General features: G+C 52.0%; 16 protein-coding genes. 5 read left to right on the top strand and 11 right to left on the bottom strand.

Annotated elements, in window-relative coordinates:
- The first annotated feature begins 61 nt into the window (after positions 1 to 61).
- The 4 genes from ABHF33_RS14425 to ABHF33_RS14410 all read left to right on the top strand — a co-directional run bounded on the left by ABHF33_RS14425 (position 62) and on the right by ABHF33_RS14410 (position 4,606).
- The gene (locus tag ABHF33_RS14425) at positions 62 to 1,054 is read left to right on the top strand and encodes a hypothetical protein (protein WP_348944599.1); all 993 of its coding nucleotides are present in this window, start codon (positions 62 to 64) and stop codon (positions 1,052 to 1,054) included.
- A gap of 174 nt (positions 1,055 to 1,228) precedes the next feature.
- Positions 1,229 to 2,422 (top strand): branched-chain amino acid ABC transporter substrate-binding protein, encoded by a 1,194-nt coding sequence (locus ABHF33_RS14420; RefSeq protein WP_348944598.1) that lies wholly within the window; start codon positions 1,229 to 1,231, stop codon positions 2,420 to 2,422.
- Positions 2,423 to 2,837: 415 nt separating this feature from the next.
- Positions 2,838 to 4,046: a branched-chain amino acid ABC transporter substrate-binding protein gene (locus tag ABHF33_RS14415; RefSeq protein ID WP_348944597.1), complete on the top strand. Its 1,209-nt coding sequence runs from the start codon at positions 2,838 to 2,840 to the stop codon at positions 4,044 to 4,046.
- A 74-nt stretch (positions 4,047 to 4,120) separates the two neighbouring features.
- Positions 4,121 to 4,606, top strand: a complete 486-nt coding sequence (locus tag ABHF33_RS14410; protein WP_348944596.1) for a hypothetical protein — start codon at positions 4,121 to 4,123, stop codon at positions 4,604 to 4,606.
- 47 nt (positions 4,607 to 4,653) lie between these two features.
- On the opposite strand, the gene ABHF33_RS14405 is transcribed toward ABHF33_RS14410, so the two are convergent.
- The 11 genes from ABHF33_RS14405 to gyrA form a co-directional block, all read right to left on the bottom strand.
- Complete coding sequence (locus ABHF33_RS14405; protein WP_348944595.1) at positions 4,654 to 4,824, bottom strand: DUF3460 family protein; 171 nt, start codon at positions 4,822 to 4,824, stop codon at positions 4,654 to 4,656.
- A 117-nt stretch (positions 4,825 to 4,941) separates the two neighbouring features.
- Positions 4,942 to 5,382 carry a GNAT family N-acetyltransferase gene (locus ABHF33_RS14400; RefSeq protein ID WP_348944594.1) on the bottom strand — a complete coding sequence of 147 codons (441 nt, stop codon included), beginning with the start codon at positions 5,380 to 5,382 and terminating at the stop codon, positions 4,942 to 4,944.
- Positions 5,382 to 6,482: a histidinol-phosphate transaminase gene (gene hisC / locus ABHF33_RS14395; protein WP_348944593.1), complete on the bottom strand. Its 1,101-nt coding sequence runs from the start codon at positions 6,480 to 6,482 to the stop codon at positions 5,382 to 5,384. The genes ABHF33_RS14400 and hisC overlap by 1 nt, the downstream gene beginning before the upstream one ends.
- A gap of 43 nt (positions 6,483 to 6,525) precedes the next feature.
- Positions 6,526 to 7,137 carry a GNAT family N-acetyltransferase gene (locus ABHF33_RS14390; RefSeq protein WP_348944592.1) on the bottom strand — a complete coding sequence of 204 codons (612 nt, stop codon included), beginning with the start codon at positions 7,135 to 7,137 and terminating at the stop codon, positions 6,526 to 6,528.
- Positions 7,122 to 7,694, bottom strand: a complete 573-nt coding sequence (locus ABHF33_RS14385) for a TIGR00730 family Rossman fold protein (protein WP_348944591.1) — start codon at positions 7,692 to 7,694, stop codon at positions 7,122 to 7,124. The genes ABHF33_RS14390 and ABHF33_RS14385 overlap by 16 nt, the downstream gene beginning before the upstream one ends.
- A gap of 197 nt (positions 7,695 to 7,891) precedes the next feature.
- Positions 7,892 to 8,974, bottom strand: coding sequence for a prephenate dehydratase (gene pheA, locus ABHF33_RS14380; protein ID WP_348944590.1), 1,083 nt, complete (start codon positions 8,972 to 8,974; stop codon positions 7,892 to 7,894).
- Entirely contained in the window at positions 8,974 to 9,180 is a 207-nt protein-coding gene (locus tag ABHF33_RS14375; protein ID WP_348944589.1) for a hypothetical protein, read from the bottom strand. Before ABHF33_RS14375 ends, pheA begins: the two co-directional genes overlap by 1 nt.
- A gap of 20 nt (positions 9,181 to 9,200) precedes the next feature.
- Positions 9,201 to 10,286 carry a 3-phosphoserine/phosphohydroxythreonine transaminase gene (serC, locus tag ABHF33_RS14370; protein WP_348944588.1) on the bottom strand — a complete coding sequence of 362 codons (1,086 nt, stop codon included), beginning with the start codon at positions 10,284 to 10,286 and terminating at the stop codon, positions 9,201 to 9,203.
- A 67-nt stretch (positions 10,287 to 10,353) separates the two neighbouring features.
- Positions 10,354 to 10,791 (bottom strand): PaaI family thioesterase, encoded by a 438-nt coding sequence (locus tag ABHF33_RS14365; protein ID WP_348944587.1) that lies wholly within the window; start codon positions 10,789 to 10,791, stop codon positions 10,354 to 10,356.
- Complete coding sequence (locus ABHF33_RS14360) at positions 10,791 to 11,255, bottom strand: PaaI family thioesterase (RefSeq protein WP_348944586.1); 465 nt, start codon at positions 11,253 to 11,255, stop codon at positions 10,791 to 10,793. Before ABHF33_RS14360 ends, ABHF33_RS14365 begins: the two co-directional genes overlap by 1 nt.
- A gap of 39 nt (positions 11,256 to 11,294) precedes the next feature.
- Positions 11,295 to 14,036, bottom strand: coding sequence for a DNA gyrase subunit A (gene gyrA, locus ABHF33_RS14355; protein WP_348944585.1), 2,742 nt, complete (start codon positions 14,034 to 14,036; stop codon positions 11,295 to 11,297).
- Between the two features lie 436 nt (positions 14,037 to 14,472).
- On the opposite strand from gyrA, the gene ABHF33_RS14350 reads away from it, so the two are divergent.
- Positions 14,473 to 15,168: an OmpA family protein gene (locus tag ABHF33_RS14350; RefSeq protein ID WP_348944584.1), complete on the top strand. Its 696-nt coding sequence runs from the start codon at positions 14,473 to 14,475 to the stop codon at positions 15,166 to 15,168.
- The last annotated feature ends 25 nt before the right edge of the window (positions 15,169 to 15,193 follow it).

The raw sequence follows: 15,193 nt of genomic DNA, 5'->3' as shown, positions 1-15,193 counted from the left end.
AGTTCAGCATGCTTTGCATGCGCGAGCGCCGCCGTCGCATGCCCACCAGCCGAGGTGCATCATGCGTATTAGCGAATCTGATCTCACCCTGAGCGCCCAGCGCAATTTTCGCCGCGAACAGACCGAAAGCCTGTCGGTACGCTATGAAGCCCCGCGCCCGATTCCACCGGCGGCAGACGAATCGGTAGAAATATCCAGCGCCGCCCGCATGCTGGACGAGCAGCAGGAAGCAATCGAGAACGACCCCAGAATCAAACTAATCAAAAGCCTGATCGAAGCCATGCTGGGACGCGAAATAAAACTAGGGTATCAGCGTACAGATCAATCAGAGCAATCTTCACAGAGCAATACCCAGGCAAGTACCCAGCCAGTTCAATTGGAGGATGGCTGGCAAATCGAATACCACGCCAGTGAGTATGAAAGCGAGCAAACCCGCTTTGCCACCAGTGGCACCATCAAAACCGCCGACGGGCGCGAGATCAGCTTTGAGGCCGAATTGAGCCTCAGCCGCAGTTTTAGCCAGAATGTTGATCTAAGCATCGCCACCGGCAGCGCCGCACGCCCGAAAAAAGACCCGCTAGTGCTCAACTACGACGCACCAGTGGTCACGCTATCGGATAAAACCTTCAGCTTTGATATTGATTCGGATGGCAAAAGCGAGCAAATCCACCAGCTCAACCGTGGCAGCGCTTACCTCGCACTGGATCACAATCGCGACGGCAAAATCAACCACGGCAAAGAGCTGTTTGGCGCACAAAGCGGCAATGGCTTTGCCGACCTGGCGCAGTACGATCAAGACACTAACGGCTGGATAGATGAAGCCGACCCGGTCTACGCCGACCTGAAACTGTGGCTAAAAGACGCCAGCGGGCAGGATCAACTCAAAACGCTGCTGGAGATGAAAATCGGCGCCATTTACTTGGGCTATGCGCGCGGCGATTTTGACCTCAACAATAGCCAAAACCAGAATTACGGCCAGATTCGCAGCTCGGGCGTCTATCTGCATGAAAATGGCCGGGTGGGCAGCGTACAGCAGCTTGATCTGAGCGTCTGAACACCTCAATCGCTGAACGCCAAGCAGTACAGTTTGCCCATTTTCCGACCGATACAGGATAGCCCCAGTATTCATCAGGCATGCCCTGCTTCAAGATGACAAGCACGCGTCAGGTGTCGGTTTGCGCCTGATTGTCGGCTTTTTCCTCCTGATCATTCTTCGGAAACGCACATCATGAAATTGGCATCGTACACCCTGATTGCAGCGGCTATTGTTGGCCTGTCTGCGTGTAAACAACAAGCTCCTGCCGGCACTGAAGCCAGCGCTCCGGCCGCAGAAACGGCCAGCGCCAGCGGCGACACGGTTAAAATCGGTCTGGCTGCGCCATTGACCGGCAATATCGCGCATTTGGGCAAGGATGTTGAATACGGCGCACAAATGGCGATTGAAGAAATCAATGCCGAAGGCGGTCTGGACGTAGATGGCGCGAAAAAGAAAGTAGCGCTGGTATCGGAAGATGACCAAGCCGACCCGAAAAATGCCACGACGGTTGCCCAGCGCTTTGTGGATCAGAAAATCGCCGGTGTCATTGGCCATTTGACTTCAGGCACCAGCATTCCGGCGTCAAAAATCTACTCCGACGCAGGTATTCCGCAGATTTCTCCTTCTGCCACCGCACTGGCCTACACCGCACAGGGCTTTAAAACCACATTCCGCCTGACCGCCAATGATGGTCAGCAAGGTCTGGTGCTGGCGCAGTACGCCGTGGGCAAATTGAACGCGAAAAAAGTCGCCATTGTGGATGACCGTACCGCCTACGGCCAAGGTTTGGCCGATGAGTTTGAAAAAGCCGCCAAAGCTGCAGGCGCTGAAATCGTAAAACGCGAATTTACCACCAATCAGGAAACCGACTTCAACGCCATCCTGACCAATATCAAGAGCGTGAAACCCGATCTGATTTTCTACGGCGGCATGGATGCACAATCGGCACCATTGAAAAAACAAAGCAAAAAACTCGGTCTCACTGCCATTGTGATGGGCGCTGATGGTACAAAATCACCCGAATTCCTCAAGCTAGCTGGCACTGATGCGGAAGGCACTTTTGGCTCGTCTGCAGGCCAGTCGGTTGATCAAATGCCAGGCGGCAAGGAATTCAAAGACAAGTTCAAAGCCAAATTCGGCGTAGAAGTCCAAGTCTATGCACCGTACAGCTACGATGCCACCAAGCTGATGCTGGCAGCCATGAAACAGGCTGGCTCGGCTGACCCGGCCAAATACCTGCCCGTGCTGGCTAAAATCGAACACCAAGGCCTGACCGGCCCGATCGCTTTTGACGACAAAGGCGATGTGAAAAACGCGGCAGTAGGCGTTTACACCGTGAAAAATGGCCAGTGGGAACTGGCGGAAATGGTCGGCGGCGCCAAATAAGCCAGTCGATTCTGATCCAAGCATGAACCACCAAAGGGAGCCGCAGGCTCCCTTTTTTAATATCTACCTTTGCTGATATCGCTGATGTGTTGTGCAATTTGCACAGTTCTCCGGCGGTGCAGGCCACTCCCGCCAGAGGATGACCAGCGTCACTCAAACCCTCTTTTGCAGCGCAACAACACAGGCAGAATGCGCTCTGGCCTGCCAATTACCACACCCGGCCAACTGTCACCCTTCAAAAAGCATAAAACTGTTGCGGTGCAGCTACAGGATAATCCTTATTCATCAGCCCACATTGCAGAGCGGATATTTGTCACTTCTAATGAAACAGCTGCTTGAACGCCGCTCATTGGAAGTTGCCGTTTCAAACAAAAACGCCTCACCACTATTTAAATACACACTGGGGAAATATCGAATGACTATCGCTCGTTACAGCCTGATCGCTGCGGCCATTCTGGCCATGACTGCTTGTGGCAAACAAGAACCCGCTGCCACAACCGAACAAGCTAGTGCTGCGCCTGCCGCTGCGGTAGATGCGGCACCCGCTGGTGATGTAATTAAAATCGGCCACGCAGCTCCGCTGACTGGCAATATCGCCCACCTGGGTAAAGACAATGAAAATGGCGTAAAAATGGCCATCGACGAAATCAACGAAGCCGGTGGCGTTGATATCGGCGGCAAAAAAATGAAACTGGAAATGGTGTCGGAAGACGATCAAGCCGATCCGAAAACCGCTACTACGGTTGCACAGCGTTTTGTCGATCAGAAAGTGGCTGGCGTGATTGGTCACCTCAATTCTGGCACCACAATTCCAGCGTCTAAAATCTACTCTGATGCAGGCATCGCACAGATTTCTCCATCAGCCACTGCCGTAACGTACACTGCACAAGGCTTTAAAACTGCTTTCCGCGTGATGGCTAACGATGCGCAGCAAGGTAAAGTATTGGGCGAATATGCCGTGAAACTGGGCGCGAAAAAAGTCGCGATCATCGACGACCGTACCGCTTACGGCCAAGGCCTGGCGGATGAGTTTGAAAAAGCCGCTAAAGCCGCTGGCGCTGAAGTGGTTCGCCGCGAATTTACGACCAATCAGGAAACTGACTTTAACGCCATTCTGACCACCATCAAAGGCAGCAAGCCTGATCTGATTTTCTACGGCGGTATGGATGCACAAGCTGCACCGTTGAAAAAACAAGCCAAGAAACTGGGCATCAACGCCAAAGTGATGGGCGGTGACGGCACGCAAACGCCAGAATTTATCAAACTGGCGGGTAGCGACGCTGAAGGCATGATTTCTTCATCACCAGGCATGCCAAAAGACAAAATGGCCGGCGGTCAGGCTTTCCTGGATAAATTCAAAGCCAAATTTGGAACTGAAGTTCAGCTTTACGCACCCTATTGCTACGACGCAGTCAAAGTAATGGTCGCGGCAATGCAAAAAGCGGGCTCTTCTGACCCAGCCAAATACATCCCTGAACTGGCGAAAACCGACTACCAAGGCGCAACCGGCGCAATCACTTTCGATGAGAAAGGCGACATCAAAAACGGTGCCATCGCGCTTTACACAGTAAAAGGTGGCAAGTGGGAAACGCTGGAAGTGGTGGGCGGCGTAGCACCTAAATAATCCACCGAAACAATCAGATTCATGACTGATCCAAAAAGGAGGCTTCGGCCTCCTTTTTTACTGCTGAGCGCAAAATGAGTTTTGACTCTTTGATTCGAAAATATGCCCCTTTTATTGGGTGCATCAGCTTAATCTCACTTGCTCACCAGCGACAAGCCTTGATGCTCGCTTGGTTTATTTTGCCATTTTTGGCGATTGCTTATTTCATCGAGTTAGTCAAATGCGCCACAGGTCAGAACAACTGGCATGAAGTTCGCATACGATTACTCTGCTGGGTTGCCAGCTTTGCGCTTATCTTTGCAATTCATGAATATCGCTGGCAGCAAGATCGAAAGCAACTTAACGCCATCGCTGCAAAAATTACGGCCTTTAACATGCAGCAGAAGCGCTATCCTGACTCACTTAAAGAAATCGGCCTAGACGCGGCCAGATCTGAGCCGCGCATCGGGTATAAGTTACAAAACGGCCAAGCTACGCTGTGGTACCTCGACTCGAAACAAATGTATGCATTTCACTACTACCACTTTGAAACGCGCCGCTGGGATTATGTTGTCCCATAAAAAAACGCCATCTTCGAGATGGCGTTTTTTTATGGGAGCGTTAATACTTATTTTTTCAAAGCAGACTGCTCGTTACGAGCTCGCTCGTCCAGATTGATCGGCTCTTTATCCCACAGCAAACCGCGGCCTTCAACCTGGCCTTTGGCCACTTCAGGGTTTTCCTGCAAGAATTTTTCCATGAATTTGGTGTAATCCGATACGTAATTACGATCTACCATCTCAATATCCTTTTCATCTAGTGCGGTGAATTGCCGCTATTATAAGCGATCGTGTGCTGATCTGGGTTAGCAAAATACAGCGCCATGTATCAGCCTAAAGGCAAAGCCAGTCAACGTCTACAGCAATATACCCCCATAGACATAATCAATATCCCACTCCGACTCCGCAACTGCGATAAAACCATGCCGCAGATAAAAACGATTCGAGTCGCTGCCACGCAGTGCGCCCAGCCGGATGGACTTACTGCTACTACTACATTGCTGCTGGATGTACGTTAGCACGGCACTACCGATGCCCTGCCCTTGCCACTGCGGCAGCAGATACAAATGATCCAGAGCATAGGCCCGCTCCTCTTCACGCAACGCGTAAAAGCCGACCACTTGATTGGCGACGACGATTTTCTGGCTCGCGGTAGGCGCAAAGTTGGCGCGCAGACGTTGACGCGCGCGCTCGGGATCATAGCGGCCGATACGCTCCAGACTTTCACGCATCGCGGCAATGCGAATGGCGAGTAACTCCTCAAAATCAGCTTCGCAAACACTCGCCAGCGACCACATCAGCCCTCCATCGCCTCGCGCAGCACTGCAATAAAGCGTGCATTTTCTTCAGGCAAGCCAATCGACACCCGTAGGCTGTTTGGCATTTTGTAGCCAGCCAGCGGGCGCACAATCACGCCGCGTTCAAGCATATATTGATTGAGCATCGCTGCATCGCCGCAGTGGAAGGTCACAAAATTGCCGTAGCTCTCAATAAAGCTCAAACCCAGCTCTTGCAGCACCTCGGTAATCTGCTTCATGCCAGCAGCGTTCACTTCAACCGATTGTTTCAAGAATTCCAGATCATCCAGCGCGGCCACGGCGGCCGCTTGCGCAAGGCTGTTGACATTAAACGGCTGGCGAATGCGATTTAAGATATCCGCCACTTCCGGATTTGCGAGTGCAAAGCCAACGCGCAGGCCAGCCAGACCATAAGCCTTGCTGAACGTGCGCACGACGATCAGGTTGGCAAATTGTTTCAACCAGCCAATTGAATCGCTGCGTTTTTCGCGTGGCAGAAACTCGGTATAGGCTTCATCGAGCACCACCAGCACATTTTTTGGGCACAGCTCCAGAAACTCGATCAGATCACCGGGGCGTGCCAGCGTGCCGGTGGGATTATTCGGGTTGGCGATCCAGACGATTTTGGTATCAGGGCAAATCGCTGCGCGCATTGCGTCCAGATCGTGGCCGTAATCGACTGCTTTCACACAGATATTGGTCGCACCGACGGCTTGCGTGGCCAGCGGGTAAACGGCGAAGGCGTATTCAGAAAACACCGCTGAATCGCCCTCTTTCAAAAACGCATGGGCGATGAGTTCCAGAATATCGTTTGAGCCATTACCCAGCACGATTTGATCGAGATTAACGGCGAAACGCTCGGCGATTTTGGCTTTTAAATCGAAACCGTTCCCATCGGGGTAACGCGCCAATTCTGCCAGTTCGCGCTCCACCGCCGCACGCGCTTTGGGCCCCATGCCGAGCGGGTTTTCATTCGATGCCAGTTTGACGATTTTGGCTGGATCAAGATTCATTTCACGCGCCAGCTCGGAAACCGGTTTTCCCGGTTGATAAGGCGCAATGGCGCGAATGTATTCAGGGGCCAGTGAAGCAAGTGACATCGACTTTCCTTTTCAAACGTTCAAAACAATCAAATTTTTGCTATTACAGCGACTTCACCATCCGCAGGCTGGCAGGCAGTGAGAATTGCGTCAGGGTGCGCACTTTGGATTCAACCAGCACTTCAAAACCATGGCGGCGATAAAACTGCACCGCGCCGGGATTGCCGCTATCGACATCGACGTGCAGTTGATCAAACCCCGCTTGGCGCGCAGCAAAAATAACCTGGCTGAGCATGCGCGCTCCGAGGCCTTGGCTGCGGTGCTCTTCGTGCACGGCAATCGTGCGCAAATACCAGGCGTCATTGGGCACATGCGGGAACAAAAAATCCAGATCACGTTGGCGTGTTCGCAATATATCCAGATCAAGTGCCAGGGTATGTAGCTCTATGCTATCGTCAATCTGCAGTTGCGCACCATACCCGGCAGGGTAATGAAAAACCAGCGCAATAATCTCTTCCTGCGCATTGCGTAACACCTGCGCATTGCGATAACTGTAACTGCCATTCGGCTCGTGCCACAGCCGCGCCAGATTGATCAGCGTCAGCTCGCGCGGCAGTGCAAACCAGTAGTCGTAAAAAGGGGCGTCGGATTGATAAATCAACTCCGCCGCCCGTTTGGCATCACCAGGTACTGCTAAACCTAAGTTTTCCACCATTCACCTGCGCTTTGGCTGGGTTCGCCCTGCAAAATGTCGAGCAATGCAGTGCTGTCATTGGCCATCAACAGCCGCGCCGCATCGCGCTCGCCGACAAAACCTTCATTCACCGCATGTGCGACCATGGCGCGCAGCGGCACAAAATAATCATTCACGTTCAAGAGCCCAATCGGCTTGGCATGCAAACCAATTTGCGCCCAGGTTAAAATCTCAAATAGCTCATCAAATGTACCAAAACCACCAGGCATCGCGATAAAACCATCAGTCAACTCAGCCATCCGAGCTTTGCGTGTATGCATTGAATCGACGACTTCCAACGTCGTGCACGCGCCATAACCCAATTCGCGCTCAACCATAAACTCCGGAATCACGCCGATCACTTGACCCCCGGCTTGCAGCGCCGCTTCGGCCACCGCGCCCATCAGCCCCACATGACCACCGCCATACACCAAAGTCATCCCGCGCTCGGCGATTTCTTTGCCCAAGGTTTGCGCGGCTTCACGATAAATCTCACGCGCACCCATGCGGGCACCACAAAATACGGTTACGGCTTTCATAGGCTTCCTTTGAATTGGGGCATTGCCCACCATTAGCCACTCAAGCTATGACGCACGAGTGTGTTTTAAAAATAGCGAGCGCCCGTCAGATCTGTGAGGCCGGAACGCAGCAACCGGAATGTACTGCAGTACATGAGGATTGCGAGTACCGCCCGATCAGCTATCACGGGACGCGCAGCATTTTTAAAATACATTCGTTAGATGACAGCTTGAGGATAGGAGCCGAGTACCTTCACAAACGCCGCCACTTTTTGCAATTCCGCCAACGCCGTTTGCATATTTTCATCGTCGATATAGGCTTCCACATCGGCAAAGAACACATACTCCCACAGACCGGTCCGGCTTGGCCGCGACTCGAATTTGGTCATTGATACGCCATTGCGCGCCAGCGGTTCTGCAACTGCATGCAATGCACCCGCGCGATTAGGCGCCGAAATCACCAGTGAGGTTTTATCTTTACCTGAACGCGCCGATGATTGCGCACCCAACACCAGAAAACGCGTGGTGTTATTCGGTTCGTCCTCAATGTTTTGCGCGAGCTTATTAAGTACGTATTTTTCAGCCGCCGCATCACCCGCAATCGCTGCGCATGTTGGGTCAAGGCTAGCCATCCGCGCTGCTTCGGCATTGCTTGAGACCGAAATACGCTCTACGTGCGCGGGCAAATTCTGATTAAGCCATTCGTGACATTGCGCCAAGGCTTGCGCGTGAGCATAAACACGCTCGATGCCAGTAATGCTGTCAGTCGCGCGCAGCAAATGATGGTGAATGCGCAGTACCACTTCGCCGCAGATTTTGAGCGAACTGCCGACCATCAAATCCAAAGTGCGCCCTACCGCGCCTTCAGTTGAGTTTTCAACTGGAGCAACGGCGTAATCGGCACTGCCCGCTTCAACGACACGAAACACCTCATCAATCGACGCACAAGGCAAAGTATTGGCCGCATGGCCAAAATGCTTGATCGCCGCAGCTTGCGTGAACGTACCCTCTGGCCCCAGATACGCGATGGTCAGCGGTTTTTCCAGCGCCAGACACGCCGACATGATTTCGCGGAACAGGCGCGCCACCGCTTCGCCCGACAGCGGGCCTTGGTTGATTTCTTTAATCCGCGTCAGCACTTGCGCTTCGCGCTCAGGGCGATACACCACACCACTGCCTTTAATCACACCAATCTGATGCGCATGCTGGGCTCGCTCGTTGATCAGCTGCAAAATTTGCGCGTCGAGCGCATCAATGGCTTCGCGATGCTGTTGTATTAATTGCAATTGTTTGTCAGACATTAATTCTTACTCGGATTAAATTTTGCTGCATCCAGAATCGACCACAGATGAATAATCCAACCCATAAAGATCACCCACAACACGCCCGCCAGCACAAACATCAGCGCTGCTTTCAGCAAGCGCCCTTGCAGCAATTGGCCCAAGCCGGGAATAAAGAAACTGCACAGTGCGGCGATCACGTTGCCGCCAGAACCTTGTCCAGCCATGGTCGATTCCTTGTGTTTAATCAGCCGTGTTGTTGTGCAAACTCAGCCATATACGCCGCCAAGGCCTGGCAGCCCGCCAGCGGCATCGCGTTGTAAATCGAAGCGCGCATCCCACCGACTGAGCGGTGGCCTTTCAGTTGCAATAAATGACGCTCTTCCGCGCCAGCAAGGAATTTGGCATCCAGTTGGCTATCAGCCAAAGTAAATGGAATATTCATCCGCGAGCGATCGGCCAGTGCCGTTGGGCAGTTATAAAAACCGTTCGATGCATCAATCGCAGCGTACAGCACATTGGCTTTTTCGATATTTTTGGCTTCCATCGCCGCCAAGCCGCCTTGCGCCAACACATGCTTGTAAACCAGACCAGCAACATAAATACCGAACGACGGTGGCGTGTTGTACATCGAGCCGTTATCCGCAAAGGTTTTGTAGTTCAGCATCGTGGGTGTGTCGCTGCGCGCCTTGCCCAGCAAGTCTTCGCGGACAATACTCACCGCTACACCCGATGGGCCCATATTTTTTTGTGCGCCGGCATAAATCATGCCGAACTGGCTGACATCGACTGGGCGCGACAAAATATTCGATGACATATCGCAAATCAGCGGCACACCGTTCGATTTGGGGATGAAATTAAATTCAACGCCGCCGATGGTTTCATTACTGCAATAGTGCAAAAATGCAGCGTCTTTGCTACGTTGCCAAGTTGCTTCGTCGGGCACATAGCTGAAGTTTTTATCTTCACTGCTCGCAGCGATATTGACCTTGGCGTAGCGGCTGACTTCTTTGATCGCCACTTTCGACCAATGGCCGGTATTCACAAAATCAACGGTACTCTCGGCCGCAGCAAAGTTAAACGGCAACATGGCAAATTGCAGATGCGCCCCCCCTTGCAGGAATAGCACTTTGTAATTGGCAGGAATGCCCAGCAAAGTACGTAAATCGGCTTCTGCCTCGGCCAGAATCTGACCAAACTCAGGGCCACGATGGCTCATTTCCATCACGCTCATGCCCGAGCCATGCCAATCGAGCAATTCAGCCTGCACTTGGCGCAAAACTTCGGGAGGCAATACCGCAGGGCCAGAGGAAAAATTAAATACTTGAGTCATAAAGCCAATCTCTTGAACAGTGAGTACTTATCAATCGACCGCCAGTAGCTAGCGACGATCAATGCATTTAAGCGAGTAAAAAATGCGCGCGCGCCATCGCCACAGGTTTGGCCGGATCATCTTGCCAGGCGGTCATCAGCACATTGGCAACGCGCTTGCCTTGGCGCACGATTTCGCAGCGTCCGTACAAATCAAGCGCACGGGCCGAGCGCAGATAATCAATCGAAAAATCAACAATGCGCGGAATACCAGCCGATTCGCGCGCCCACATCAGGTGCAGCACGGCCGCGTTTTCCAGAAAGCCACCAATCACGCCACCATGAATGGCGGGCAATAGAATATTGCCGATATTTTTTTCGGCATATGGCAGGAAAAACAGCGGCTGTTCATCTTGTTCGCGCACCTGAACGCCTAGCAATTTAGCGTAGGGTATTTGCTCCAAAGCCTTTTCCAGCATGGCACACGACGATATACCTGAGCACAATTCAGAAGTAGATTGTTCCATTAGGCTTCACTTTTGTCGGTTGGAGACGTACGGGCAAATGTTGCAACGGAATGCGCCACAGGCTTGGCTGGATCTTCTTGGTATGCAGTGGCGCGCGTAAAGGCAATTGAATCGGTCAAACGATAGCATTCAGCCGTGCAATACAGTGGCAAATCGGGCTTGGCGGGACGCAAATAATCGATGCGCAAATCGAGTGTGGCGGCGGCTTCAGGTACGTGTAGCAAGGTATACAGCGCCACGCCCGATGAAGTATCGATTAATGAAGTCACCACGCCGCCGTGCAATACACGGGTTTCAGGGTTGCCGATGAGTTCGGGTTTGAAGGGCAGTTTGATCGTGACTTTGCCCTTTTCCGCTGCGACCAATTCCAGCCCCAGCGTTTTGCAGTGCGGTAAAGCCATAAACCACGGCCCGACTTGGGCAAAAAAATCGGGATTTGCCACGGGTAACCATAAGCTATTCATCGCAAATCCCTCTTTCGTGATCATTTACATCTGTGAAGTTTATTCAGCGCCATCAGCAGCTGGGGTATCTGCAGCTGGGGTATCTGTGGCAGCAGCATCGCTGGTTGAGGCCTCTACGTCGATACCCTCTTCTTCGTCATCAGGCTCGCAGACTTTTTCCAGACCCGACAATTGCTCGCCGTCGTCCAGATTAATCAAGCGCACGCCTTGCGCCGAGCGGCCGGTTTCGCGGATTTGCGAGACTTTGGTGCGGATCAGCACGCCGCCAGTAGTAATCAACATCACGTCGTCGGTGTCTTCAACCAAGCTCGCCGCAACCAGTTTCAGACCGGTTTTATCAGTCAGATCCATCGCGATCACACCTTGCGTGCCGCGACCTGAGAGGCGGAAATCACCCACTGGTGTACGTTTGCCGTAACCACCATTGCTGGCAGTCAAGACCATTTGGGTATCAGAATTGGCCACCAGCAGCGAGATCACTTTCTGATCTTCGCCCAGTTTCATGCCACGCACACCTTTCGAGTTACGACCCATTGGGCGCACTTTACTCTGCCTAAAGCGCACCGATTTACCCGCATCAGAGAACAACATCACTTGATCGTCGTCGATGCCAACTGCATCGCCAGCCTCTTCTGCGCTCTCGTCATCGATCATGATGTCTTCGTCGGCGGCCTCATCATCGAGCACCGCACCGCCCGCACCACGCGTCAGCGCAACGCCAACCAGATAATTACCTTCCTCCAGATTGATCGCGATAATGCCGCGCTTCATCGGGCGAGAGAAATCAGTCAGCGGCGTTTTCTTCACCGTACCATCGGCAGTGGCCATAAAGACGTATTTGTCTTCGCTAAAGTCTTTAATCGGCAAGATGGCGTTGATCTTTTCGCCCTCTTCCAGCGGCAGCAGATTAATAATCGGCTTACCGCGGCTGGTACGACCACCTTGTGGCAATTCGTAGACTTTCAGCCAGTAAACTCGACCACGCGAGCTAAAGCACAGGATGTAATCGTGGGTATTAGCAATAAACAGACTGTCGATAAAGTCATCGTCTTTGGTCGCCGCAGCTTGTTTACCGCGACCGCCGCGTTTTTGCGCGCGATATTCTTCCACTGGCGTAGTTTTCATATAGCCGCCATGCGTCAGCGTCACGACCATATCTTGCGGTGTAATCAGATCTTCCAGACAAATATCTTCGCCATGCGCGACGATTTCAGAGCGGCGCACATCGCCGTAGTTGGCTTTTACTTCGCTCAATTCATTGTGAATAATTTCGGTCACACGCTCGGCACGCGCCAGGATATCGAGCAAGTCGAGGATTTTATCCATGACTTCTTTGTATTCGCCGACGATCTTGTCTTGCTCCAGACCTGTGAGGCGCTGCAGGCGCATTTGCAAGATTTCTTGCGCTTGCACATCGGACAAGCGATAGCCAGTTCCCGTCAGACCAAACTCTTCACCAAGGCCATCCGGGCGCGACGCATTAATATCGGTGCGCGACAGCATGTCTTCGACCAGCTCAGAGCGCCACTCGCGGCTCATCAGTGCAATTTTGGCTTCGGGCGGCGTAGCGGCCGCTTTAATCAGCGCGATCATCTCATCGACGTTCGACAAGGCTACTGCCAAGCCTTCCAGTACATGGCCGCGCTCGCGCGCTTTGCGCAATTCAAACACAGTACGGCGCGTTACCACTTCGCGACGGTGCTTCAGGAAACATTCAAGAACTTGTTTCAGATTCAACAGGCGTGGCTGGCCATCGACCAAGGCCACCATATTGATACCAAAGCTATCCTGTAATTGCGTATGTTTAAACAGGTTGTTAAGCACCACGTCGGTCATTTCACCGCGTTTAAGCTCAATCACCACGCGCATGCCGGATTTATCCGATTCATCGCGCAGATCAGAAATGCCTTCCAGCGTTTTCTCACGTACCAGCTCGGCAATACGCTCAAGCAGGCGCGCTTTATTCACTTGATATGGCAGCTCATCAACAATAATCGCCTGGCGATCACCATTTTTACCGCAGTCTTCAATGTGGGTGCGCGAGCGCATCACCACGCGGCCGCGACCGGTGCGGTAGCCTTCGCGTACGCCGTGCACACCGTAAATAATACCGGCAGTAGGAAAATCAGGCGCAGGGATGATGTCGATCAGTTCATCAATACTCAGCTCAGGATTGGCCAACAGCGCTAAGCTCGCGTCAATCACCTCGGTGATATTGTGCGGCGGAATATTGGTCGCCATCCCCACCGCAATACCAGAAGAGCCGTTAATTAAAAGATTTGGAATTCGGGTTGGTAGAACCGTTGGCTCAAGTTCTTTCTCGTCGTAGTTCGGCGTGAAATCGACGGTTTCCTTGTCGATATCAGCCAACAGCTCGCTCGATACTTTTTCCAGACGACACTCGGTATACCGATAAGCCGCAGCGCGGTCCCCGTCAATCGAACCGAAGTTACCTTGACCGTCAATCAACGTGTAACGCAGCGAAAAATCTTGCGCCATCCGCACCAAAGCTTCATAAGCCGCCGAGTCACCATGCGGGTGGTATTTACCCAGCACATCACCAATCACGCGCGCGCACTTCACATAGGGGCGATTCCAGACATTGCTGCTCTCGTGCATCGCAAAGAGAATACGACGATGCACAGGTTTCAGGCCGTCACGGACATCGGGAAGCGCACGACCCACAATCACGCTCATGGCGTAATCGAGGTAGGAGTGGCGCATTTCCTCTTCAAGGCTTACAGGAATGGTTTCTTTGGCAAAGCTAAATTGTTCGGACATGCGTTTGGCGTTTTCTTTAAGTTTGTATCAGACTGTCGAGTTGCGTTGCCCAAAAGGGCAAGTCGCTATCGCATACAATCCAAAATCGGATGGAAAAATACCACTTAGAGCAGCTCACGATTCTAGCACAGCCGCACTTTTGCACCAATGCCAGCTCAAACTGTAAGCAGAATGTGCATTTGTTTACAGAAATGAGGTTGCCCTCTCAAGCACAATGCTCCTAGAATATAGGTAAATTAGAAATTGCTTCTGTCATATATTTGCAGCAATGTAAATGGCAATACTTGATACTACTTACGGTAATTATTCAATTTGAATATAAAAGCAAGTACTGCTAAATTTAGGCAAGCAATCTAAAGCATGATGACGCTATGACATTTTGATTCGGAACGTCATGACTGATTTTAAATTTGAAGTTTATTAACGGAGAACTCTCATGATCAAGCAATCTATCGCTTCTCTCGCAGTTGTTGCAGCTCTGGCCTCTTTCGGCGTTCAAGCTGCTACTGATGCATATGTAACAAACACCACCAATGTGTCAGAGGCAAATCCGGAAGGCGTTGTTAAAAATGGTATTGGCGAATGCTGGCAAACAGGTTCTTGGAGTGCTGACAAGGTTGTAAAAGGCTGCCCAGGCTATGTTGAACCGGTTGTAGCGCCAGTTGTAACGCCAAAACCTGTCGTTGTTGCGCCAAAACCTGCAGTCGTTAACAAAAAACAATTCACGCTGAAATCGGATGCTCTGTTTGACTTCAACAAAGCAACACTGAAACCCGCCGGTAAAGACGCACTGGACGCTTTGGTTGTTGAATTGAAAACACTGAAACCTTCTGAAGGCTCAGCAGTTGTGATCGGCTACACCGACCGCATTGGTTCTGAAACGTACAACCAAGCTCTGTCAGAGCGTCGCGCTAACACAGTTCGCGAATACTTGGTTGCTCAAGCTCCTGATGCTGCAGCATTGATTACTGCTGAAGGCCGCGGCGAAGCAAATCCAGTTACTGGCGACACTTGCAACAACATCAAGGACAGCAAAAAAACTCGTGCGAAACTGGTTGAGTGCCTGGCTCCGGATCGTCGCGTAGAAGTTGAAGTAACTGGCGTTGTTGTTGAAACAGTTCCAGCTAAGTAATTTTTAGCATACCGCTATCAAAGCC

Source organism: Chitinibacter sp. FCG-7 (assembly GCF_040047665.1).
GTDB classification, from domain to species: Bacteria; Pseudomonadota; Gammaproteobacteria; order Burkholderiales; family Chitinibacteraceae; genus Chitinibacter; species Chitinibacter mangrovi.
This window is presented reverse-complemented; position numbering and strand designations above follow the sequence as displayed.

Bases quoted from the DNA above. Each gene is read 5' to 3' on its own strand.
- ABHF33_RS14385 (WP_348944591.1), bottom strand. From the start codon at position 7,694: ATGAAAGCCGTAACCGTATTTTGTGGTGCCCGCATGGGTGCGCGTGAG.
- ABHF33_RS14400 (WP_348944594.1), bottom strand. From the start codon at position 5,382: ATGTGGTCGCTGGCGAGTGTTTGCGAAGCTGATTTTGAGGAGTTACTC.
- ABHF33_RS14350 (WP_348944584.1), top strand. From the start codon at position 14,473: ATGATCAAGCAATCTATCGCTTCTCTCGCAGTTGTTGCAGCTCTGGCC.
- ABHF33_RS14415 (WP_348944597.1), top strand. From the start codon at position 2,838: ATGACTATCGCTCGTTACAGCCTGATCGCTGCGGCCATTCTGGCCATG.
- ABHF33_RS14425 (WP_348944599.1), top strand. From the start codon at position 62: ATGCGTATTAGCGAATCTGATCTCACCCTGAGCGCCCAGCGCAATTTT.
- pheA (WP_348944590.1), bottom strand. From the start codon at position 8,974: ATGTCTGACAAACAATTGCAATTAATACAACAGCATCGCGAAGCCATT.
- serC (WP_348944588.1), bottom strand. From the start codon at position 10,286: ATGACTCAAGTATTTAATTTTTCCTCTGGCCCTGCGGTATTGCCTCCC.
- ABHF33_RS14420 (WP_348944598.1), top strand. From the start codon at position 1,229: ATGAAATTGGCATCGTACACCCTGATTGCAGCGGCTATTGTTGGCCTG.
- ABHF33_RS14365 (WP_348944587.1), bottom strand. From the start codon at position 10,791: ATGGAACAATCTACTTCTGAATTGTGCTCAGGTATATCGTCGTGTGCC.
- hisC (WP_348944593.1), bottom strand. From the start codon at position 6,482: ATGTCACTTGCTTCACTGGCCCCTGAATACATTCGCGCCATTGCGCCT.
- ABHF33_RS14390 (WP_348944592.1), bottom strand. From the start codon at position 7,137: ATGGTGGAAAACTTAGGTTTAGCAGTACCTGGTGATGCCAAACGGGCG.
- ABHF33_RS14405 (WP_348944595.1), bottom strand. From the start codon at position 4,824: ATGGTAGATCGTAATTACGTATCGGATTACACCAAATTCATGGAAAAA.
- gyrA (WP_348944585.1), bottom strand. From the start codon at position 14,036: ATGTCCGAACAATTTAGCTTTGCCAAAGAAACCATTCCTGTAAGCCTT.
- ABHF33_RS14360 (WP_348944586.1), bottom strand. From the start codon at position 11,255: ATGAATAGCTTATGGTTACCCGTGGCAAATCCCGATTTTTTTGCCCAA.
- ABHF33_RS14410 (WP_348944596.1), top strand. From the start codon at position 4,121: ATGAGTTTTGACTCTTTGATTCGAAAATATGCCCCTTTTATTGGGTGC.
- ABHF33_RS14375 (WP_348944589.1), bottom strand. From the start codon at position 9,180: ATGGCTGGACAAGGTTCTGGCGGCAACGTGATCGCCGCACTGTGCAGT.